This window comes from Polyangium sp. y55x31 (genome assembly GCF_029946505.1).
In the GTDB taxonomy this organism is placed as follows: domain Bacteria; phylum Myxococcota_A; class Polyangia; order Polyangiales; family Polyangiaceae; genus Polyangium.
The window spans coordinates 306632-328269 of record NZ_JARZHG010000002.1 but is presented as its reverse complement, the minus strand read 5'-3'; the positions used below and the strand labels follow the sequence as shown (position 1 = coordinate 328269).

The 21638-nt window shown below is 69.7% G+C and carries 14 protein-coding genes; 7 read left to right on the top strand and 7 right to left on the bottom strand.

From position 1 onward, the window contains the following. The first annotated feature begins 56 nt into the window (after positions 1-56). The 3 genes from QHF84_RS04550 (at position 57) to QHF84_RS04540 (ending at position 6104) form a co-directional block, all read left to right on the top strand. Entirely contained in the window at positions 57-1280 is a 1224-nt protein-coding gene (locus QHF84_RS04550; RefSeq protein ID WP_281311923.1) for an FHA domain-containing protein, read from the top strand. Further along, positions 1277-2578, top strand: coding sequence for a serine/threonine-protein kinase (locus QHF84_RS04545; RefSeq protein ID WP_281311922.1), 1302 nt, complete (start codon positions 1277-1279; stop codon positions 2576-2578). Before QHF84_RS04550 ends, QHF84_RS04545 begins: the two co-directional genes overlap by 4 nt. A 136-nt stretch (positions 2579-2714) precedes the next feature. Beyond that, positions 2715-6104 (top strand): hypothetical protein, encoded by a 3390-nt coding sequence (locus tag QHF84_RS04540; protein WP_281311921.1) that lies wholly within the window; start codon positions 2715-2717, stop codon positions 6102-6104. A gap of 51 nt (positions 6105-6155) precedes the next feature. Here QHF84_RS04540 and QHF84_RS04535 read toward each other — a convergent pair whose 3' ends face one another. Then, positions 6156-8291, bottom strand: a complete 2136-nt coding sequence (locus tag QHF84_RS04535; protein ID WP_281311920.1) for a M3 family metallopeptidase — start codon at positions 8289-8291, stop codon at positions 6156-6158. A 61-nt stretch (positions 8292-8352) separates the two neighbouring features. On the opposite strand from QHF84_RS04535, the gene QHF84_RS04530 reads away from it, so the two are divergent. Continuing rightward, positions 8353-8649 (top strand): hypothetical protein, encoded by a 297-nt coding sequence (locus QHF84_RS04530; protein WP_281311919.1) that lies wholly within the window; start codon positions 8353-8355, stop codon positions 8647-8649. A 16-nt stretch (positions 8650-8665) separates the two neighbouring features. On the opposite strand, the gene pruA is transcribed toward QHF84_RS04530, so the two are convergent. Continuing rightward, positions 8666-10297 (bottom strand): L-glutamate gamma-semialdehyde dehydrogenase, encoded by a 1632-nt coding sequence (gene pruA, locus QHF84_RS04525; protein WP_281311918.1) that lies wholly within the window; start codon positions 10295-10297, stop codon positions 8666-8668. Between the two features lie 92 nt (positions 10298-10389). Between pruA and QHF84_RS04520 the strand changes: the two genes are divergently transcribed. After that, complete coding sequence (locus QHF84_RS04520; RefSeq protein WP_281311917.1) at positions 10390-11394, top strand: DUF2804 domain-containing protein; 1005 nt, start codon at positions 10390-10392, stop codon at positions 11392-11394. A 29-nt stretch (positions 11395-11423) separates the two neighbouring features. On the opposite strand, the gene ligA is transcribed toward QHF84_RS04520, so the two are convergent. After that, positions 11424-13388: an NAD-dependent DNA ligase LigA gene (gene ligA / locus QHF84_RS04515; protein ID WP_281311916.1), complete on the bottom strand. Its 1965-nt coding sequence runs from the start codon at positions 13386-13388 to the stop codon at positions 11424-11426. 31 nt (positions 13389-13419) lie between these two features. Beyond that, positions 13420-13896 carry an NUDIX hydrolase gene (locus QHF84_RS04510; protein WP_281311915.1) on the bottom strand — a complete coding sequence of 159 codons (477 nt, stop codon included), beginning with the start codon at positions 13894-13896 and terminating at the stop codon, positions 13420-13422. A gap of 121 nt (positions 13897-14017) precedes the next feature. Between QHF84_RS04510 and QHF84_RS04505 the strand changes: the two genes are divergently transcribed. Together QHF84_RS04505 and QHF84_RS04500 are read left to right on the top strand one after the other, a co-directional pair. Further along, on the top strand, positions 14018-14863 hold the full coding sequence (locus tag QHF84_RS04505; RefSeq protein WP_281311914.1) for a carbon-nitrogen hydrolase family protein: 846 nt from the start codon (positions 14018-14020) through the stop codon (positions 14861-14863). A 34-nt stretch (positions 14864-14897) separates the two neighbouring features. Further along, positions 14898-15371, top strand: coding sequence for a hypothetical protein (locus QHF84_RS04500; RefSeq protein WP_281311913.1), 474 nt, complete (start codon positions 14898-14900; stop codon positions 15369-15371). Positions 15372-15759: 388 nt separating this feature from the next. Here QHF84_RS04500 and QHF84_RS04495 read toward each other — a convergent pair whose 3' ends face one another. The 3 genes from QHF84_RS04495 to QHF84_RS04485 all read right to left on the bottom strand — a co-directional run bounded on the left by QHF84_RS04495 (position 15760) and on the right by QHF84_RS04485 (position 21089). After that, complete coding sequence (locus QHF84_RS04495) at positions 15760-16203, bottom strand: helix-turn-helix domain-containing protein (RefSeq protein WP_281311912.1); 444 nt, start codon at positions 16201-16203, stop codon at positions 15760-15762. Positions 16204-16718: 515 nt separating this feature from the next. Then, positions 16719-18653 carry a DNA topoisomerase IV subunit B gene (locus tag QHF84_RS04490; protein ID WP_281311911.1) on the bottom strand — a complete coding sequence of 645 codons (1935 nt, stop codon included), beginning with the start codon at positions 18651-18653 and terminating at the stop codon, positions 16719-16721. A 3-nt stretch (positions 18654-18656) separates the two neighbouring features. Beyond that, entirely contained in the window at positions 18657-21089 is a 2433-nt protein-coding gene (locus QHF84_RS04485; RefSeq protein ID WP_281311910.1) for a DNA topoisomerase (ATP-hydrolyzing), read from the bottom strand. Positions 21090-21638 lie beyond the last annotated feature (549 nt).

Genomic DNA, 21638 nt, shown 5'->3' with positions numbered 1-21638 from the left:
GGGGAGAGTCAACAGGTCTCGCCCTGCGCTTCCGAGCCGCGCTACCATGCCGCCCAGTGGGTCTCTTCGATCGCTTCCTGCGCTGGGGCGAGGGCCGACGAGCAAAGGAGGCGCGCGCCCGGGAGCTCGCCGGTGACCTCGCTTCCGCGGCCACGCTGTACGTCGAAGCCGAGATGCCGGACGACGCGGCGCGCGTCTTGCTCCTGCGCGCCGACGCGGAAGGATCGGTCGAACAACGGATCGCGTTCTGCGACGTCGCCGCGCGGACCGCGAAGAGCGAGGAGATCCAGAAGCGCGCGCTCGGTCGCAAGGCCCGGCTCACGCTCGACGTGATCCGCGCCCGTGGCGGGGCCTCGCTGAAGAGCGAGCTCGCGCGTGTCGCCCGTGATCTCGAAGGCGCTGGGGAGCTCGAACGCGCAGCCGAGATCTACGCGGAGCTCGGGGACGCCGAGTCGGAGATCCGGGTGCTCACGGAGATGGGCGCGATCGAGAAGCTCGAAGAGCGCCTCAAGGCCTCGCACGCCGAGTCGCGCAAGGTCCGCGAAGTGACCGACGTGCGGAGGCGCGTGGCCGATCTCGACAGGACCGCCGAGCGTCGCGCAGCGCTCGAGGTCGCGCGGGCCGCGCTCGCCGAGCGAGACGACGACGTGGTCGCCGATGCGGCTCGCGCGATCCGCGCGCGGCTCGCGACGGGGCCGCTCGCGGATCTGGAGATCGGCGGAAAATTCTTTCGCGTGGCGCTCGGCGAGGAGGTGACGATCGGCCGCGGCGAAGCGACGATCCTCATCGGCGCGCGGGCCGTGAGCCGCACGCACCTGCGCATTCGCCGCGAGGGGAGCGAGATCTTCGTGGAGGATCTCGACACGCGGAACGGGACGATGCTCGCCGGCGCGCGGATCCAGGGCGCGATCCCGGTGAGCCAGGGGATTCGCCTGGAGCTCGGGGGCGAGGTGCCGTGCGGGATCGAGCGGCCGACGGCGTCGCCCGAGCAAGACCTCGTGCCGGACGGTGTGATCGTGACGGTCGCCGGGATGCGTTTCCTCGCGCCGCTCGGTCCGCTCGTCGTGGGCGCGCTGCACGTCGATCGCGTGGTGCACGGCGACAGCGGGTTCGTGGTGCTGCGGACGCCGAGCGGAGCGCCACGGCCGATCCTGGGCGAGTTCGAGCTCGCCGCCGAGGTCGAGCTCTGCATGGGCGACGAGATCCGCGCGAGCCGCGGCGGGCCCGTGGTGCTGCGCGTGGCTGCGGGGAGCCGCGAAGGGAGCGGGAGCGGCGCGTGAGTTTGTGGCGGAGGATCAAGGGGCGGCTCTTCGGCGAGAGCGAGGAGGCCGCGGATGAGGAGGCCCCGCGCGGCGCGGACGAGCGCGCGAACACCGCGGTGGAAGAGAGACGCGGCGAGCGCGCCCGCCCCGTGATGGACGAGGTGTCCGCCGAGCTCGCGCAGCTCGCGCGCGTGGGCGCGCCGGATGGCCCGAGCGAGGAGCAAGCGATCCTGCTCTTGCGCAAGGCGCGCGGGACGGTGCGCGAAGCCGAGGCCGCGGCGCGTGTGCTCGAAGCCGCCGAGGATCACGTGGTGCCCGAGGCCGTGCGGCTCGCGTGCGCGGACATCCTCGCTGCGCGCGGCGACGAGAAGGGCGCGCTCGAAGCGCTGGCGAACGCGTCGAGCACGCCGGCACTTTTGCTTGCGGCGGATCTGCACGCTTCGCTCGGTCAGCTTCCGCGGGCGCTCGGAACGATCGAGCGCGTGCTCGCGCGGAGCATCGACACGCCGGGCGCGCGGGAGCGGCACACGCGATGGCGCGCGGCGCTCGGCGCAGCGCCCGGTCCGGCGCGACGGCTCGACGAGGCCACGGTCGTGACGGACGCCGGCGCACGCGCGCCGTTTCGGCTTTTGCGCGAAGTCGCGCGTGGCGGCGCCGGGACCGTCTACGAGGCCGAGGACGAGCTGCTCGGTCGGCGCCTCGCGTTCAAGGTCTACCATCGGCGTGGTCGTGACCGAGAGCACCTCGAACGCGAGGCGCGGCTCGCCGATCGGATGCGTGGACCCGGCGTGATCCGCGTGCTCGACGCGGATCCCGAGGAAGGCTGGCTCGCGCTCGAGTGGATCCCGCGGGGCTCGGTGCGCGACGTGCTTGCGCGGGGAGATCTCGCGGCGCTCGTCCCGATCGATCGCTGGGCGCTCCCGCTCGCCCGGGCGCTCGCGCGGCTGCACGCCGGAGGGTTCGTCCACGCGGACGTCAAGCCGGCGAACGTGCTCCTCCGGGACACCGGGGAGCCCTTGCTCGGCGACTTCGGCATCGCTCGTCCGCTCGGCGCCCGCGGGGAAGGCGGCAGCGCCGGATACGTCTCGCCCGAACGTATCGCCGGCCGAGCGAGCGACCCGCGCGACGACGTGTACGGCTACGGCCGCGTGCTCGAAGACGTGCTCCACAGGCTCGGGGAGCGGGGCATCGCCGCGGACGAGGCCGCGCGGTGGCGCGCCGTCGCCGACGTGTGCATCGGCCCGGACGAGCGCCGCCCGGCGAACGGCGCCGAGCTGGTCGGGCGTCTGCCCACGGCGCAGGCGTTCGGCCCGTGAGCCTCTCCGACTTCGGTGCGGCCCAGGATACCGGAAGCGCCTGGCCCTCGGGGGCTTGTCGTTCGCCGCGCTCTCCGTGCCCGAGGCCTGGTAGATTCCCGGATTCGATGAAGGCCCGCGGCCCGGGAGCAGCCTGATGCGCTTGGCGATCGTCGCGACGCCCTCGCTCCTCTCCGACATGCGCGCCCCGCCGGGCGCGCTCGACGGCGACATCCTCCGCTCGCGTCTTCCCCTGGAAGACACGGCGTTCGAGGTGGTGGACATCGATCCCCACGTGGATCTCGCCGAGCAGCTCGACACGCTCTTCAACGAGCGCAAGCCGGGCCCGGAGGACGAGATCCTCTTCTATGTCTCGAGCCCGGTCGCGGTCTCGGTCGACGGCGAGTTTTTCCTTTGCCTCGATCCCGAAAACCCGCAGACGGGCGATGCGCTCGCGGACGTGGTCGCCGTCTTTCACGATCACGTGTCGGGGCCCGTGCTCTTCGTGCTCGAGTGCCGCCACGCGCCCGCGCCCGCCGATCCGTTCCGCAGCGCGACCGTCGTGGCCGCCGCGAAGGATGCCGTGAGCCCGCAGCGCAGCGGGATCGAGCTTCTCATCGCGGCGCGGCCCTCGTCGCCCGCCATCGAGGAGCGGCCGTCGCCGTTCACGCGCGCGCTCATCAACGCGTTCGACGACGCGGACGCGGAGACGGGTCTGCTCGCGCGGATGCTCTACGAGCGCATCAAGGAAGGGCTCGTCGGCGTGGTGCCGTGCTTCGCGCACGCGCGCGGCTGGACGCCGTTCGCGCTCATCCCGGTGCCCGTCGGATCGGCGATCTGGAAAGACGCGGGCGTGCCGGCGATGGCGGACGCGCCCGCGACGCTCGACGCGGAAGCGCTGGCGCTCGGCGAGCGCCTCGAAGAGGTGACGCTCGAATCGGAGGCGGCCGAGGCGCTGCTCGGATCTCTCGGCAAGCCGCTCGCGCGCTCCGTGCGCGTCGAGGCCATCGATGCGCCGCCGCTCCGGGAGATCTCACCGGAGAACATGCCGTCGAGCGTGGACGTCGTGCTCGACGACGGCGCGTTCGGCGAGGGCGGGCCCGCGACGACGTTGCGCTCGCGCATCATGCCGAGCTCGACGTCGCCCGAGGCCAAGGCAGCCGAGCCCGCGCCGGAGATCGCGCCGGAGCCCGCGGCGGAGGTCGCGCCGGAGATCGCGCCGGAACCTGCGCCGGAGATCGCGCCCGAACCTGCGCCGATCCTCCAGGCGAGCGAGCCCTCTGCGGCGTACGTGGCGACGACGTTGCCCGAGGATCGCTCGTTCACGCGCCCCGAAGCGTCGGTCCCTCGCGTCATCATCCAGGAGCCTTCGCCGCCATCGGTCGCGCCCGCGACGACGCCGAGCCCGCAGGCCGATGAGATCACGCCTGCGCCTGCGCCGCGCATCACCGTCGTGCCGGCGATCCCCGAGCCTTCGGCGACCACGGTCGCGTCGCCTCGCATCTCCTCGCCGCCGGACGCGCCGACCACGTCGACGAATGCTTCGCCTGCGCCCGAGACGCCGCCGGCGGTGGAGACGTCGCCCGCGGTGCGCCATCGCGACGCGGGCGACGCGATGCTCGCCTCCAGGGATCACGAGGGCGCGCTCGCCGAGTATCGAAAGGCGCTCGGCCACCTCGCGCCCGGCGACACCGAGGAGCGCGCCGAGCTCTACGTTCGCCTCGCGACCGCGAAGTGGAGCCAGGAGAAGCGCAAGGAAGCGATCTCGAACCTCGACAAGGCGCTCACGCTGCGCCCCGAGTACCGCCCCGCGCTCGAAGCGCTCGTCGTGCTCAACGTGGCCGAGCGTGATTTCCGCGCCGTCCACGCCGCCGAGGAGCGCCTGCTCGCGACGCTCACGAGCCAGACCGAGCGCTTCGAGCACCTGATGGAGTTCGGCGAGCGCTGGGAGAGCATCGGCTCCGATTCCGCGCGTGCACGCTCGTCGTTCGAGCGCGCCCGCGACATCCGCCCCGAGGATCTCGTGGTGCTCGGCAAGCTCCGCCGCCTGTACGAGCACACGAGCGAGATCGACAAGGCGATCGAGACCCGCCGCCGCATCGCGGAGCTCACGCCGGTCCCGCGCGATCGCGCCGCGACGTACCTCGAGCTCGCGACGTATTGCCAGGACATCGGCCGCGACGAGCTCGCGATCGAGATGCTCGAGCTCGCGATCGACAGCGACTCCAGCATGCTCGAGCCGCTCGACACCCTCGCGCGGATCCTCTCGGAGCGGCAGGAGTGGAGCCAGCTCGAAGCGATCTACCGGCGCGCGCTTTCCCGCCTCGATCGGCTGCCGCAGGGCGAGGCGCGGCGCCGCGCGGCGTGGGAGATCGGGCGTCGCCTCGGGCTCCTCTTCCGCGATCATCTGGAGGATCCGCTCGTCGCGCTCGCCTACTTCGAGCGCTCGGTCGACGAGCGGCCCGACGATCTCGGCGGCCACCTCGTCGTCGCGGATCTCGCGCGCACGATCGGCCGGCACGAGCGCGCGCTCGTCCACCTGCGCGACGCGGCGAAGCTCGATCCGCAGCGCGCTCAGTCCTTCCACGACATCTTCGACGTCGCGCAGAAGCTCCGGCAGCCGGACGTCGCGTTCGCCGCGTCGGTCGTCACCGCGCACCTCGGCGTCGCCGAGTCGCGCGAGCGCTTCCTCTACGACGAGCACAAGCCGAACGGCGTGCCGCGCTTCCTGAGCGCGATGCCCGCCGAGGGCTGGGATCTCTTGCGGGACGAGCGAAGGGACACGCTCACCGAAGGCGTACTCGAAGCGATCGCGGGCGCCGCGATCGCCGCGCGTCTCGAACAGCTCGCCGATGAAGGAAGGCTCCCGGCGCTCGATCCGTCGCAGAAGCAGGACCTTCAGCGCAGCACGATCTCGATCGTGCGCTCGTTCGCCTGGGGTAGCCATTTCCTCGGCGTGACGCCGCCCGACGTGTACGTGCGCGAGGACGCCGCCGTGAGCCTCGTGGCCATCCCCGCGGCGGACGCCACGGTCCTCGCGGGTCAACACGCGCTGCGCGGCCGCACGCTCGCGGAGCTCGCGTTCCTCGTGGGCCGGCACCTCACGTACCACGTGGGCCACCACCGGCTCCTGCTCTTTTATCCGTCGCTCGAAGAGCTCAGCGCGTGTTTCGTCACCGCCATCGCGATCGCACTGCCGAACGAGCCGATTCCCGCGAAGGTCCGCGACGTCGTGCTCGCGTTCAAGCCGCACTTCGAAGCGCACCTCGACGAGGAGCAACGCAAGGCGCTGGAAGAAGCCGTCTCCGCGTTCGCCGCCGCGAGCGTTCGTCCAGACCTACCGCGCTGGGCCGCGGCCGTGGAGCGATGCGCGACGCGCGCGGGCTACCTGCTCTGCGGCAGTCTCGACGTGGTCGCGACGCTGCTCCGCGCCGAGCCGCGCGGCGCGCTCGACGCGGAGACGAAGATCGCCGATCTGCTCGGGTTCACGGTCTCCGAGGGGCACGCCACGCTGCGCGAGGCGATGGGGATCTCGGTACAGCCTTAGCGGTGGGGGGCGCGAGGCGCGCGCACCCCACGCGCTATGGGCGGGAGGGAATTACTCCTTGCCCTTGAGGTACGCGAAGTACGCGTCGTGGCTCGGCGCGCGGCCGAGGAAGCGCGAGATCATCGTCCGCTCGTCCTCGCCGCCGCCCTTCGACAGCACCTCGGTCCGCCATGCCTCGGCCGTCGCCGTGTTGAGCAGGCCTTCCTTGCGGAAGCGCGTCAGCACGTCGCGCGACAGGCTCAGCGCCCACTGGTAGCCGTAGTAGCCGGCGTCATAGCCGATGAGGTGCCCGAAGCTCGACTGGAAGTGCGTCCCCTTCACGTACGGGAACACGTCCACCTTGCCTTGCACCTCCTCGACGACCTTCGTCGTATCGAACGGCGTCGCGCGGGCGTGGAGCTCCTGATCCAGCGAAGCGAGGAAGAGCTGCCTTTGCGTCGCGAGCGCGAGCCCGAACGTGCGCGCCTTCGTCATCGCCGCGAAGAGCGCGTCCGGGATCTTCTCGCCCGTCTTGTAGTGCCGCGCGAACGTGTCGAGCACCTCGCGCGACCACGCCCACTCCTCGAACATCTGCGACGGCGCCTCCACGAAGTCGCGCACCGCGTTCGAGCCCGAGTACGTCGCGAGCTCCGAGCGCGTGAGGAGCTGATGCAGCACGTGGCCGAACTCGTGGAAGAACGTCGTCACCTCCTCGTGCGACATCAGGCCCGGCTGGCTGCCCTCCGACTTCGGGAAGTTGCACACGAGCGCGGCCATCGGCTGTTGCCACGTCCCGTCGGGCAGGCGCTTCGCCGTGCGCACGCCGAACATCGCCGCGTGCTTGTACTTGTCGGCCCGCGCGTAGAGATCGAGATAGAACTTCCCGATCTTCTCGCCCTTCGACCACACCTCGTACGCCGTCACGTCTGGGTGCCACGCGGCGGCCGGCACCTCGCGGTACTCGAGCCCGTACATCCGCGCGGTGATGTCGAGCAGGCCCTTCTTCACCGCGCCGATCTCGAAGTACTCGGCGAGCGCCTGCGAGTCGAAGTTGTACTTGGCCTTCCGGACCTTGTCCTCGAGGTAGTACCGATCCCCCGGATAGAGGACGTCCGTCTTCTTCCCGCCGAGCCGCACGTGCTCCTTGCGCAGCTCCTCGAGCTCGCCCTTCACCGGGTCCTTCAGCGCGGCCGAGAGGTTGTCGAGGAACTCGCGGACGTTCTTCCGGCTCTTCGCCATGCGCGGCTCGATCGCGTAGTCCGCCCACGTCTCGTAGCCGAGCAGCTTCGCCTTCTCGGTCCTCCGCGCGAGCAGCTCTTCGAGCAGCCGGACGTTCTGCTTGCCCCCGCGGTTCGTGAACTTCACGTAGAGCTCGAGCGCGAGCTTGCGGTTCTTCGCGTACGTGATGAACGGGAAGTAGTCCGGGTAGTCCGTCGAGATGCGGACCTTGTTCTTGTCGTTCGGCTTGTGGCTCGCGACGTACTCCTTCGGCAGGCCTTCGAGCTCCTTCGGATCGACCTCGATCCACTCCGTCGAAGCGCCGATGTTCGACATGAACTCCTGGCCCTTCTTCGTGATCTCGGCGTTGAGCTCGCGCAGGCGCGCCTGCTTCTCCGCGGGTAGCTCGAGCCCGTTGCGCCGGAAGTCACGCAGCACGTCCGCGAGCAGGCGCGCGCGCTCGCCTTCGAGCTTCTCGCCCTTCTTCGCGTAGGCCTGGATCACCGCGGCCACGTCCGCGTCGAGCCAGAGCGATGTCTGGAAGGCGTCCGTCTTCGGCTCGCAGGCCTTCGCCGCCTCGCGCACCGCCGCTTCCGGGTGCGCCACGCCCATCAGGTACGGGAACTCGCCGGCACTCGCGAGCTCGAGGATCACGTCGTCGAAGCGGCCCACCGTCGACGCGAACGTGAGCTTGTCCGCCGGCGCGCCTTTCAGCGCCTTGATGTCGTTGACGAGGCCCTTTGCCTTCGCGAGGTGCTCGTCGCAGAGCTTGCGCGCGCCGTCCGGCGTCATGCCGATCGCCACCGGATCGAATGCGGCCTTCGCGGCGGGCGCGGGCGGCGGATCCGCGGGCTTTTCTGTCGTCGCTGTGAAGCTCGTCTTGACCGTGTCCGCGTCGGTGTTCGGCGGCGTCACGGGCTCGGGCGTCGAGCCACCGCAGGCGAGGAGGGCGAGAGCGAGCGAGACCAGGGCGAAGCTCGGGGTACGCATCGGAGCGCCCGTATACCACTCGGCGCGCTCTGCCAAAACCCGCCTGCGTTATCCTCGACGCATGCGCCTTTCGACTCTTTTCGCCCTTGTCCTGACCTTCGTGATCTCCGGCTGCGGTGACCGTTCACCCGAGGACAGTTGCGCCGTCATTTGCCAGAAAAACGCGCTCTGCCAGCCCGGCGCGAGCGAGTCGCTCTGCAAGTCGACGTGCGTCGAGCTCGCGGCCGAAGACTCGGCCTACGCCGCGTCCATCTCCACCCAGGCCGACTGTTACGAGGAGCAAGCCTCGTACTACGAGGAGGAGAAGGGCGTGTGCGTCGCCATCGAGGGCGGCGCTTGTCAGGCCACGCCGCAGTGACGCGGCAACGCGTGTTTCACGGCTCGGACTGGAACGGGTAAGGCACGGCGCGCGGCGGCTCGAAGTTCTCTTTGATCACGCGCGGCGACGTCCAGCGCAGGAGGTTCAGCACGCTGCCGGCCTTGTCGTTCGTCCCCGAGGCGCGCCCGCCGCCGAACGGCTGCTGGCCGACCACCGCGCCCGTGGGTTTGTCGTTCACGTAGAAGTTCCCCGCTGCGCGCCGGAGCGCCTTGCTCGCCTTCTCGATGAACACCCGATCGCGTGCGAACACCGCGCCCGTCAGCGCGTACGGGCTCGTCTCGTCGCAGAGCGCGAGCGCCTCGTCCACCTTCGCATCCTCGTACGGCCACACCGTCAGCACCGGGCCGAAGAGCTCCGTCTCCATCAGCGAGTGCTTCGGATCGTCGGTCTCCATCACCGTCGGCTCGATGAAGAAGCCCTCCGTGTCGCTCCACTCGCCGCCGCAGATGAGCCGCGCGCGTCCGCCTTTCCGCGCTTCCTCCACCGCGCTCGTGATCCGCGCGTAAGCACGACCGTCGATCACTGCGCCCATGAAGTTGCGGAAGTCCGCGACGTCGCCGACGCGGATCATCCGCGTGAGCTCCACGATGCGCTCCTTCAGCGCCGGCCACATCGACTTCGGCACGTACGCGCGTGACGCCGCCGAGCACTTTTGCCCCTGGTACTCGAACGCGCCGCGCACGAGCGCGACCGCGAGCGCCGTCGGATCCGCGCTCGAATGCGCAAACACAAAATCCTTGCCGCCCGTCTCGCCCACGAGCCGCGGGTACGTCCGGTACCGATCGATGTTCTCGCCGATCTTGCGCCACATCCAACGGAACACCGGCGTCGAGCCCGTGAAGTGCACGCCGGCGAGGCTCGGATGCTCCAAAGCCGCCGTCGTGATCTCCGCCGGATCTCCCATCACGAGGTTGATCACGCCGTCGGGCAGACCCGCCTCGCGGAAGAGCGCCATGATCCAGTGCGCCGAGAGCAGCGCGTTCTGCGACGGCTTCCACACGACCGTGTTGCCCATGATCGCCGGCGCCGCGGGCAGGTTCGCCGCGATGGCCGTGAAGTTGAACGGCGTCGCCGCGAAGACGAAACCTTCGAGCGCGCGCGGCTCCATCACGTTCCACGTCCCCGGCGCGCTCTCGGGCTGCTCCGTCGCGATCTGCCGCGCGTAGGCCACGTTGAAGCGCAGGAAATCGATGAGCTCGCAGGCCGCGTCGATCTCGGCTTGATGCGCCGTCTTGCTCTGCCCGAGCATCGTCGCCGCGTTGAGCAGCGGCCGGTACCGCGTCGCGAGCAGCTCCGCCGCGCGCAGGAACACCGCCGCGCGCGCCGTCCACGGCAGCTCGCTCCACATCTGCGACGCGCCGAGCGCGGCCTCGATCGCCTCCTCCACGTCGCTGCGATTGCCGTCGTGGGCGCGCGCGAGGAGCAGGCTCCGCTTGTGCGGCGCGCGCACCTCGGTGAGACGGCCCGAGAAGACGTTGTTCGCGCCGATCACCATCGGGATCTCGAGCGTCTCGCCGGACATGCGCGCGAGTGCGGCCTTGAGCTCCGCGCGTTCGGCCGTACCGGGCGCATAAGAACGCACCGGCTCGTTGACGGGATGGGGCGTGTTCACGATCGCGGCCTGCATGGCGCGCGAGTCTACCACCGCGATCCGCGGTGGCGCTCCCGCGCCGTGCGCAGGTCCGTGCCGTCTTCCCAGGGCTCGCTATTCTCCCGTGGATGCAGATCCACCGGACTCCGCCCGAAGCGATCCTCGACCCGACCACCCAGAGGCCCCGGTTCGGCACGTACGCCGGGGGCCTGCCGCCCGTCGCCTTCGGGCCCGCCGCGAAGAACCCGCTCACCCGCGTGCGCCGCGAAAAGCGCTGGTTTTACGTGGCCCTCGCGTCCGACGAGCTCATCTGCGCGGCCGCGATCATCCGCCTCGGCTACGCCGCGAACACCTTCGCCTTCGTCGTGGATCGCCGCGAGGGCCGCGCGCTCGTCGACGAGACCAGCAAGGGCCCGCCGTTCAGCGCCTTCGTCGGCGATAGCGGCGGCGAGGGCTGCCTCGCCTCCTATCACCTCGGCGGCAATCACCTCTCCGTCTCGCGGCCCGTCGGCCAGAGCGATTACGTCATTGACGTACGCATGCAGGGCCTCGAGCTCCAGGCGCGGCTCGGCACGGCGACGGCGCCGCCTGCGCTCGGTGTCGTCGCTGCGCTGCGGGAAGGCCTCTTCTCGACCACGGAGAAACGCGCGCTCCTCACGGCATCGGGTTCGCTCGTCGCCGGGGGCCGGAAGTTCTCGCTCGACGGCGCGCTCGCCGGGTACGACTTCACGGCGGGCCTGCTCGAACGGCACACCGCGTGGCGATGGGGCTTCGGCCTCGGCCGCACCACCGAGGGCAGACCCGTCGCCTTGAACCTCACCGAGGGGTTCGTCGGCGATCGCGAGTGTGTCGTCTGGATCGACGGCGAGGTCGTGCCGCTCTCGGCCGTCCGATTTTCGTTTGACCGCGAACGACCTCTGTCGGGCTGGCAGGTCCGCGCGCCCGACGACAGCGTCGATCTCCACTTCACGCCGAGCGGCCTCCACACCGAGCGCCACGACCTCGGGATCGTCCGCTCGCGTTTCCTTCAGCTCGCCGGGGAGTTCTCGGGGCGCATCCTCGTCCCGGGGCGCGAGCCGATCACCGTCGATCGGCTCGCCGGGGTCACCGAGGATCAGGACACGTACTGGTGAGGAGCGTTGATGGCAGGGCGTGATCGAGGTCAGGAGACCTTCACGCCCTTGTCCTGAATGAGCTTGAAGAAGCCGGCTTCGTCGAGGAGCTGCGTCCCGTACTTCTTCGCCTTCTGTGCCTTGCTCGACGTCGAGTCGGCTTCGGCGCTGACGAGGTAGTTGAGCTCCTTCGTCACGCCCGAGAGCACGCGCCCGCCGTTCGCCTCCACGAGGTTCGTCATCTCGCCGCGCGGTCGGCTCAGCGCGCCCGTGAAGCAGAACGACATCCCCGCGAGCGGCCCCTCCTGCTCCTGCGTGACGGGCACGATGCCTTGCGCGATCAGCCGCTCGATCTCGGCTTTGCGTCCCTGGAGCCCGCGCACGATCATGCCGGCCTTGATCGGACCGAGCCCCGAGATCCCAGCGAGGTCCTGCTCCGTCGCCGCGAGCAGTTTTTCGATCGTCGTGTAGCCCGACGCCACGAGCAGCCGCGCGGTTTGGATCGCAAAACCCTCGATGCCGAGCGCCGCCAGGAACACGGGGAGCGTGAGCGGCAGCCGGCTCGTGAGCTCGTCGAGCACCTTCTTCGCGATCTTGTCGCCGCGCCGCTCGAGGTCCGCGATCTGCTTCGGCTTGAGCTTGTAGAGATCGCCCGGCTCCTTCACGAGCTTCGCCTCGACGAGCTGCTCGATCAGCTTGTCGCCCCACTCGAGCGCGCCGATCGCGTCGATCCAGTTGTGGATCCGGCCCTCGACGAGCGCAGGGCACTCCTGGTTGCGGCAGAGCAGGTACTCGCCGCTCGTCACGAGCTCGGCCGCGCAGCGACGACAGCGCGTCGGCGGCTGCTCCGTCTTGCCGCCCTTCTCGACGACCTCTTCGACGTACGGGATCACGTCGTTCCGGCGCGACACGAGCACCTCGTCGCCCACGCCGATCCCGAGCGCGCGCACGTTGCCCACGTTGTGCAGGCTCGCGCGCTGCACGGTCGCGCCCGCGAGCTCCACGGGCTCCACGATCGCGACAGGCGTCACGCGCCCGCTCGGCCCCGTGTCCCAGAGGATCTCCACGACCTTCGACACCTTCGCCTGCGACGCGAACTTGAACGCGGTGGCGCCGCGCGGCCTTCGGTTTAGCTCGCCGAGCACGGTCTGCGCCGCGATCGAGTTCGCGCGCACCACGAGCCCGTCGATCTCGTAGTCGAGCCCGGCGCGGATCTCCGACGAGTACTTCCGGTAGAGCCCGAGCACGTCCTTCAGCGTGCCCTTCGCGGTCCACGGCGTGCCGAAGCCCTGCTTGCGCAAGAACGTGATCTTCTGCTCCTCGGTCGTGACGTCGAGGTGATCGGCGACGTCGTAGAACAGCACCGTCAGGTGCTCGCAGCCCTGGCCATCGAAGCGCTTCGACGTGCCCGCGGCGGCGTTTCGCGGGTTCGCCACGCCCGGGAACGACTTCTTCATGTCCGAGAGCTTCAGGATGATCTCGCCGCGCACGCTGAGCGTGAGCTTCTCCTTCAGCTTCTGCGGCACGCCGCGCATGCGGGCCACGTTCGGCGAGATGCGCTCGCCCATGATCCCGTCGCCGCGCGTGATCGCGTCGGCGTACTTGCCGTCGCGGTAGATCACCTCGATCGAGATCCCGTCGAGCTTCTCCGCGACGAAGAGATCGTCCGAGATCGCCTTGCCGCCTTCCTTCACGACGAGCTCGTCGCAGCGCGCGGCCCAGGCTTCGAGCTCGCCCTCGTTCACGACCTTGTTCAGCGAGCCCATGGGGATCTCGTGCCGAGCCTTTTCCCACTCGGTCACGGTCACGGGCGTGCCGACGCGCGCCAGCACCGGGTGCGTCGGGTCGAGATCACGCAGCTCGTCTTCGAGCGCGTCGTAAGCGGCGTCCGAGATGTCGGGTTTGCCGGCGTAATAGCTCGAGCGGTAGCGCTCGATGCGCTCGGCGAGCTCGTCGATCCGCGCTCGCACGGCCGGATCCGGCTGTTTGTCCCAGCCGTGGTGCAGGTGCGTCATCCTCGTGTCCTCCCTCAAGTCGCTACGAACGTCACTCGAACACCACCTCGCCGCGCCGCGCGGCGGCGAGCATGTCGTCCATCCCCATCGCCAGCGGCGTGGGCAGCTCCTCGTCGCGGAAGAGCCGCGCCTCGCGGATCTCCAGCCGGTTCTTCGGCGGCCGACTCGGCACGCCCACGCGCGCGGACACCACGATCGTCACCGCATGAAACCGGATGTCTCGATCCGGCCGCGAAAACACGCCGACCATTGGACCGATCGTCACGTCATCGACCCCGGCCTCTTCATCGAGCTCCCGCACGACCGTGGTCCGCAGGGTCTCGCCCCACTCGACGGTGCCGCCGGGCAGCGCCCAGGTCCCCGTGTCTGCGCGGCGGATGAGCAGCCACCTCCCGTCGTCCGTTCGGGCGGCCACGGCCACGCCGACCACGGGCCGTTTGAGGAGGTGGCGCACGATCTCTTGCGCCACGCCGAGCACCGACCGCGGCAGGTACGAGAGGGGCCCCATGGGGCGCGCAGAATAGCGGCCCATCCGAGGCCGGGAAGGGGCATGCGCGAGCTCGGGTCGATTTCAGTGGACGGTCCGCGCGCTCGACACAGGCGACCCCGCGCGAGGTAGGCTTCCCCGCATGCGTGAGCCTCTCGTCGCCGCGGCGGTGCAGATGAACAGCCAGGCAGACCTCGCCGAGAACCTCGGCCGGGCTGGGCGCCTCGTGGCCGAGGCTGCTTCCCGCGGCGCGAAGGTCGTGCTCCTGCCCGAGAATTTCGCCTTCATGGGCGGCGAAGACGACGAGCGGCTGCGCGTCGCCGAGGATCTCGACGCGAAGGACGGCGGCCGAATCCGGGCGTTCCTCGCAGAGAACGCCACGAAATACGGCCTGTGGATCCTCGCGGGCGGCTTGCCCGAGCGCTCGTCCGATCCGAAGCGCGTCCACAACACCTGCGCCGCGGTCGCGCCTTCAGGCGAGATCGTCGCGCGGTACCGCAAGATGCACATGTTCGACGTCGAGGTCGGCGACGGCCAGCGGTACCGCGAGTCGGCCTCGTGCATGCCGGGCGACGAGCCCGTCGTCGTCGACGTCGCGGGCACGCGGATCGGCCTGTCGATCTGCTACGACCTGCGCTTCCCCGAGCTCTATCGCGAGCTCGTCTCGCGCGGCGCCGAGGTCCTCATCGTGCCAGCGGCATTCACGCTCGCGACGGGCAAGGATCACTGGCACGTGCTCCTCCGCGCGCGAGCGATCGAGGCGCAGTGCTACGTGATCGCGGCGGCGCAGTGGGGCAGCCATCCGAAGGGGCGCAGGACGTACGGCAAGTCATGCATCGTGGATCCCTGGGGCGAGGTCGTCGCGCAGGCTTCAGAGGGCGAGGGGATCGTCGTGGCGACGCTCGATCCAGCGTATCTCGCGCAGGTGCGGGCGAGCCTGCCGTCGCTCCAGCACCGGCGGATCGGGGGCGTTTCGCGGCAGACTTGAGGTGACTCCCAAAGTAGGGCTACCTTCCTGGATCGTGGGACGTCTTCGCCTTGGGTTCATGTTCGTGCCGCTCCTCGTGGGCTGCGCCGGTGGCAATGGTGGGCAACCCGTGGAAGGGCCCGCAACGGGCGCAGCGATCGAGGCGGACAAACCCGCCGAGCCCGAGCTCACAGGCGTGAAGAAGAAGCTTCAGGGGACCTGGGAGATCGTGCGGTACACATCGGATCACCCCATCCCAAACGAGGCGATGCCGCTGATGGCAGACCTCTTCGAGTCCCTGCGAATCCGCTTCGAGAAGGACGCGCAGAGCGTGCGAACCTCGAAGACGCCCGACGAAAGCGCGCCCTATCAAGTGGAAGGCGAGTCCGGAGACGCCTTCACGCTCCGAGCAAGCGGAGGCATGTTCGACGGCGCAAAGTGTCGCTTCCTCGGCCCCGACGAGTGGGAAGTGACCGATCGCGGCAAGACCTGGCCCGGCGTGAGCGTCCTTCGTCGCGCACCACGCTGAGCCAGCGACAACCGCTCCGCACAGCGGAGCCAGCGCCGCGCCACATCGTCCGCGCCGCAAGCCGTGAGCGGAGCGGGGCTTTGCCCCGCACCCCAGCAGGGGGCTGTCCGCCCCCTGCACCCCGGACCAGGCACGGCCTGGACCGAAGGCTTCGATACTGCGCGATGCGCAGTTTCTCCGACGGGCCCGTGGCAAGACCACGCGCGGCGTTGCCAAGCGAGACGGCGGCGCTGACCTATGTGCTGGGAACCTTGTCCCTGTCGACAGCGCGCATCGCGCGCTGTCGCCCCGAGTCCAGCGCTTGCGCTGGTCCGGGTCCAGGGGTGGACAACCCCTGGTCGGGGTCCGGGGTGAAACCCCGGCGACTACGTTGTATGGGGGAGTTGGCTCAGCGCTTCGACAGCAGTGCGCGCAGCTCGGCGGGCCTGCGGAAGCCGATGCGACGGGCGACATCGCCTTCGCTCATGCCGTCGGCGAGCAGCTCGCGGGCTTTCTGGGCGCGCACCTCATCGTAAAAGACGTGAGGAGAGCGACCGAAGGCGGCGCGGAATTGCCGGGCGAAGTGGAACTCTGACAGGTCGAGGTCGAGGGCGACCTCGTACGAGCGGATTCGTTGACCGGCTTCGGCTGCGGCCCGGATGCGCTCGCGTGCGACGCGCATGCGCTCGGGCGTGCTCTTCGGGATGATTTGCGACGGCTGCGGAGCGGGGATCTTCGGCAGCGTCTGCGTGATGGGGGCCTGACGCACCGCAAATGGCGGCATGGACGAGGCCGAGGGGATACGGGCGGCGGAGGGTGCGTTCAGCATCGTCAAAGGAAGCGCATCGCTCACGGGAACCTCTCCTTGCCACGGGGAATCTCGCCGCTGCATGCGGCGCCGTGACGGCATCTCGACGTTCTGCCTTTGCAACCCTCGGGCCGAAGGTCGTCACAGGGGGGGGCTGGTATCTAAATTTACCATACAGGCATACCAATCTCGGATGCGCATAATTGGGCTTGTGGGCTGGGTCCCTGGGTTGTGCAGTGATGGAGAGTGCAAATGTGCCGGGATTTTGCGCGGATCTGGCGGCTCTTCCGGCGCGTAGGGGGGCCCTCCGAGCATCGTTCCGACCCTTGCGCTGGTCGGCGCCCGGGCCTAACCCTGCGTATGAGCGGGCAGATCTCGTGTTGCGCCGAGTCTGCTCAACTCGCGCAGGATCGGCTCCGGATGATCGGGCGCGGCGCGGTGGCGCGGCTGCGTGGGGCCACGATTGCGCAAGTGGTGAATGCGGGTGATCCCGGACGCACCTCGGGTGCGTGGGGACGAACCGCGGACGTGAGGGGGGTAGGGGGGCGGGGGGCTCGGGATCAGACGTCGATTTCGGCGGTCTGGGCTCGGTCCATGATGAACCGGAAGCGGGCCGAGGCGTCTTTGCCCATGAGCTCGTTCAGGATGCGATCGGTCTCGAGCTCGCCTTCGATGACCACGCGCAGGGCGCGGCGGCGGCGGGGGTCGAGGGTCGTGGCCTTGAGGTCCTCGGCGGGCATCTCGCCGAGGCCCTTGAAGCGGGAGATTTCGGGCTTCTGGCCTTTGGGCAGCTTGACGAGGATGCGGTCGCGTTCTTTTTCGTCGAGGGCCCAGTGCGTCTCTTTGCCGGCGTCGATCCGGTAGAGCGGGGGTTGCGCGAGGTAGACGTGGCCGCCGCGGATGAGGCCCGGCAGGTGGCGGTAGAAGAACGTCAGGAGCAGCGTGGCGATGTGCTGGCCGTCGCTGTCGGCGTCCATCAGGAGGAAGATCCGGCCGTAACGGAGCTTCGAGGCGTCGAAGTCCTTGCCGAAGCCGCAGCCGAGCGCGCTGACGATGTCCTGGAGCTCCTTGTTCGAGAGCACCTTCGACGTCGAGGCTTGCTCGGCGTTCAGCACCTTGCCGCGCAGGGGCAGGATCGCCTGGGTGCGCCGGTCGCGGCCCTGTTTGGCGGAGCCGCCTGCGCTGTCGCCCTCGACGATGAAGAGCTCGCTTTCGTTCGGGTCGGTGGAGCTGCAGTCGGCGAGCTTGCCGGGGAGGTTCAGGCGGTGCGAGATGGCCGTCTTGCGGACGACCTGCTGCGTCGCCTCGCGGCGGGCTTCGCGGGCGCGGGCGGCCAGGATCGCGCGCATCACGATCGCCTCGCCGGCCGTGCCGTTCTCGAGCAGCCATTGCTCGAGCGCGGGGCGCACGATGCCTTCGACTGCGGGGCCGGCCTCGGGGTTGTTCAGCCGGTCCTTCGTTTGCCCCTGGAATTGCGGCTCCTGGATGTAGATCGACAGGAGGCCGACGATGCCCTCGCGGATGTCCTCGGCCGTGAGCGTCACGCCCTTCGGCTGGATCTTCTTCGCCTCGATGAAGGCGCGTACGGCCTTCACGATCGCGGTGTTGAAGCCGCTCTCGTGCGAGCCGCCGGTGTGCGTCGGGATGCCGTTCACGTAGGAGCGCACCGACTCGTCGGGCGACTCGGTCCAGAGCAGCGCGGCTTCGAGCCGCATGTCGCCGTCCTTCGCGACGTGGAACATCGACGCGTGCACCGCGGGCTTGCCTCGCTGCGTGACGAGCTTCGGCAGGTAGTCGGCGATCCCGTTCGGGTGCACGAGCTCGACGCTCTCGCCCGTCGCCTGATCCTTGAAGACGATGATCAGGCCGCCGTGCAGGTAGGCCTTCGCTTCGAGGCGCTCCCTGACGGTGTCTGCGTCGAACGATGCTTTGTCCCCAAAGATTTCCGGGTCGGGGCGGAAGTGCAGGATCGTCCCGTGTTTGCGGGTCGGGGCGCCGCGCTTCAGCTTGCCCGTGGGCGTGCCTCGGCTGAAGGCCTGCACGTGCTCGAAGCCGTCGCGCAGAACCTTCACCTCGAGCTCGACCGAGAGCGCGTTCACCACGCTCGAACCGACGCCGTGCAGGCCGCCGGAGACCTTGTAGTTCGAGCTCGCGAACTTGCCGCCGGCGTGCAGCGTGCAGAGGATGAGCTCGAGGGCGGGCTTGCCGTACTTCGGGTGCACGTCGACCGGAAAGCCGCGGCCGTCGTCGGCGATCGTGGCGCCGCGCCGATCGGCGTCGAGCGTCACCTCGATGCGCTTGGCGTGGCCGTTGATCGCCTCGTCGACCGCGTTGTCGACGATCTCCCAGAGCAGGTGGTGATAGCCGCGCGTGTCGGTCCCGCCGATGTACATCGCGGGGCGCTTGCGCACCGGCTCGAGGCCCTCGAGGACCTCGATGTCCTTCGCGGTGTAGCTCGATTTGGAGGTGGGCTGCGGGGTAGCGGTCGTTGCCATGGTCTAGCTCTCCTCCTCGGACGGTTTGCCGAGGACGGGCGTCGCGACGGGGGGCGGAACGAGCCGGACGACGCGGTCCTTCTTGGCGAAGACCTGCCGGCCGAACTCGCCACGCGCGCCGATCACGCTGTCGGGGACCAGGTTCGTCACCTTGCCCTTCTCGGTCTCGGCCTGGATGACCTCGCGATCGTCGAGCATCGCGCCGACGACGCGCTCGCCGTCGTCGAGCTTCATCACGATCGCGCCCTTGCCCGCGCCCGAGAGCACGCCGATCTCCTCGACGGGCACGCCGAGCGCGAAGCCGTTGCTCGCGACGCACACGATGGCGCGGCCGGCGCTCGGGAGCAGCACGGCGAGGATGTCGTCGCCCTCGTTGAGCTTCGCGAACTTGCGGCCCGCGCGGGTGCTCGGCTCGCGGTGCTGGCGGAGCGAGAAGCGGAAGCCCAGGCCTCCACGCGTGAGCGCGAGCGCGAAGGGCGGCTCGGGCTCGGCCGCGCCCTCGGTCGGCGCGGAGAGCTCCTCGCCGAGCGCGCGCGGATCGAGCGACATCATCGCGACCATCCGCTCGCCGTCCGCCAGCTTGAAGAGCTTCTGGACCGGGTCGCCGTACCCCGTCGAGGGCGGGATGTCGTGGATGCGGCAGACGTAGCAGGTGCCGAGGTTCGAGAAGAACGCGACGGCCGAGCGCGTCGAGCCCGCGACGGCCGCGAGCACGCTGTCGCCCTCGCGCAGGCGCGTCGCGGACGGGTCCTTGAGCTCGCGCACGCGCTTCACCCAACCCTGGGAGCTCAAAACGATGTTCGCGTCCTCGGCGACGATGAAGTCTTCGGCCTGGAACTCCGGCTCGTCGACCGCGCCCATGATCTTCGTGCGGCGGCGGTCGCCGTACTTCTCCTTCAACTGGGCGAGCTCGTCGCGCACGAGGTCCCAGCGCCGCGCGTCGCTCTTGAGCAGCGCGTCGAGGCGCTTGGCCTCCGTGCGTTTGTCCGCGAGCTCCTTGCGCACGACCTGGATCTCCAGCCGCGCGAGCCGGTAGAGGCGCAGCTCCAGGATCGCGTCCGTCTGCTCCTCCGACAGGTTGAAGCGCTTGATCAGCTTGCTCGCGGCGTCCGCCTTGCCTTCGCTCTTGCGGATGATCGCGATCACCTCGTCGAGCGCGTCGAAGACGATCTCGAGGCCCTCGAGGACGTGGATGCGCGCCTTGAGCTCGCCGAGATCGAACTCCAGCCGCCGCGTGACCGTCGAGTACCGGAACGTCAGGAACTGGTTCAGGATCTCGTCGAGCCCGAGGCGCTTCGGCGCGGAGACGTCGGGGTTGTCCGTGGGCACGAGGCAGGTGAGGTTCACCGGCACGTGCACCGCGAGCGGCGTGTGCTTGTAGAGGTACGCCATCACGAGCTGCGGATCGGTCCCGCGCTTCGTCTCCAGCACGATCCGCACGACGTCCGTCGACTCGTCGCGCACGTCGAGCAGCGGCGGCAGCTTCTTCGAGATGATCACCTCCGCGATCTTCTCGACGATCGCCTTGCGCTCGACGCCGTACGGGATCGACGTGACCACGAGGAACGAGGGCCCGCGCTTCGAGTCGTCGTCCTCGACCTTCCACTCGCCGCGCAGCTTCAGCGAACCCTGGCCCGTCGTGTAGACCGCCTCGAGCTCCTCCTTCGTCGCGTGGAGCTGGCCGCCCGTCGGGAAGTCCGGGCCCTTGATCTTCTTCAAGAGCCGGCTCACCGGCAGATCACGCTGGTTCGAGAGCTCGATGCAAGCGTCGAGCACCTCCGCGAGGTTGTGCGGCGGGATGCTCGTCGCCATGCCGACGGCGATGCCCTGCGAGCCGTTCACGAGCAGGTTCGGGAAGCGCGACGGCAGGATGACTGGCTCGCTCTTCGTGCCGTCGTAGTTCGGCCGCCACTCGACCGTGCGCTTGCCGAGCTCGCCGAGCAGCTCGAGCGCGAGCGGCCGCAGCTTCGCTTCGGTGTAACGCATCGCGGCGGGTGCATCGCCGTCGATCGAGCCGAAGTTGCCGTGGCCCGCGACGAGCGGCGCGCGCATCACGAAGTCCTGCGCGAGCCGGACCATCGCGTCGTAGATCGCGGTGTCGCCGTGCGGGTGGTACTTACCCATCACGTCGCCGACCACCGCCGCGCTCTTGCGGAAGCGCCCGTCGGGCGCGAGGTGCAGGTCGTGCAGCATCGCGTAGAGGATGCGGCGCTGCACGGGCTTCAGGCCGTCGCGCACGTCGGGCAGCGCGCGGGACGTGATGACGCTGAGCGCGTAGTTCAGGTACTTGCGCTGCGCCTCTTCCGCGAGCGACGTGTCGGGCACCGGAGGAGGCGGCGGCGGCTCGCTGCCGCCCGGGGTCTTGGGGGCGCGCCGAGGCCTCTTCTGACCACCCTCTCCATCGAGGGGAAACGGGACCTGCTGGGCAGGGGGCACGGGCGTTATCTCCAGGGGTGGGGAGGCAAGGCGCGGCCGCCTCGGCTCGCGCGCGCCCCCCAGAAATCGATGGTGTACCCGCGTTCAGTGGGCCGCAGGCAGGGGATGCCATTACCCACGGAGCGCCGATCGGTCAAGCCACGGCGGCACGGACGGGGCGGGCACGCCGGCCCTGAAACGCGTTCGTCCCGGGGGATTCTGCCGGCGAATCTGCGCCCCGTCCCCACGGATCCGGCCTCCCCCCGACGGACGCCCCTCGTCCCGGGCGCCCTACCGTCCACGCATGGACATGGAAAACCAACGTCTCTCACCTTGAGACCTCTGGCCCGCTGGGCTACGGGGAGGCGCCTCTTGTACACGACGCCCACGCCACCCAACCGCCTGACGAGCCGACTCCGGCTCCTGTGGACGAGCGCCCTTCTGGTCGTTTTCACGATCAGTGGGCTTTCGCCTCGGGTGGCCTTCGCGCAAGGAGGGCCGCCGGCAGGCGCAGCAGAGCCTCCGGCATCGAAGGAGGCGGCAGGACAAGGCGACGAAGAAGGCGCAGAC

Excerpts from the sequence above, each read along its gene's own strand:
- QHF84_RS04540 (WP_281311921.1), top strand. The coding sequence starts at position 2,715 with ATGCGCTTGGCGATCGTCGCGACGCCCTCGCTCCTCTCCGACATGCGC.
- QHF84_RS04535 (WP_281311920.1), bottom strand. The coding sequence starts at position 8,291 with ATGCGTACCCCGAGCTTCGCCCTGGTCTCGCTCGCTCTCGCCCTCCTC.
- QHF84_RS04530 (WP_281311919.1), top strand. The coding sequence starts at position 8,353 with ATGCGCCTTTCGACTCTTTTCGCCCTTGTCCTGACCTTCGTGATCTCC.
- pruA (WP_281311918.1), bottom strand. The coding sequence starts at position 10,297 with ATGCAGGCCGCGATCGTGAACACGCCCCATCCCGTCAACGAGCCGGTG.
- QHF84_RS04520 (WP_281311917.1), top strand. The coding sequence starts at position 10,390 with ATGCAGATCCACCGGACTCCGCCCGAAGCGATCCTCGACCCGACCACC.
- ligA (WP_281311916.1), bottom strand. The coding sequence starts at position 13,388 with ATGACGCACCTGCACCACGGCTGGGACAAACAGCCGGATCCGGCCGTG.
- QHF84_RS04510 (WP_281311915.1), bottom strand. The coding sequence starts at position 13,896 with ATGGGGCCCCTCTCGTACCTGCCGCGGTCGGTGCTCGGCGTGGCGCAA.
- QHF84_RS04505 (WP_281311914.1), top strand. The coding sequence starts at position 14,018 with ATGCGTGAGCCTCTCGTCGCCGCGGCGGTGCAGATGAACAGCCAGGCA.
- QHF84_RS04490 (WP_281311911.1), bottom strand. The coding sequence starts at position 18,653 with ATGGCAACGACCGCTACCCCGCAGCCCACCTCCAAATCGAGCTACACC.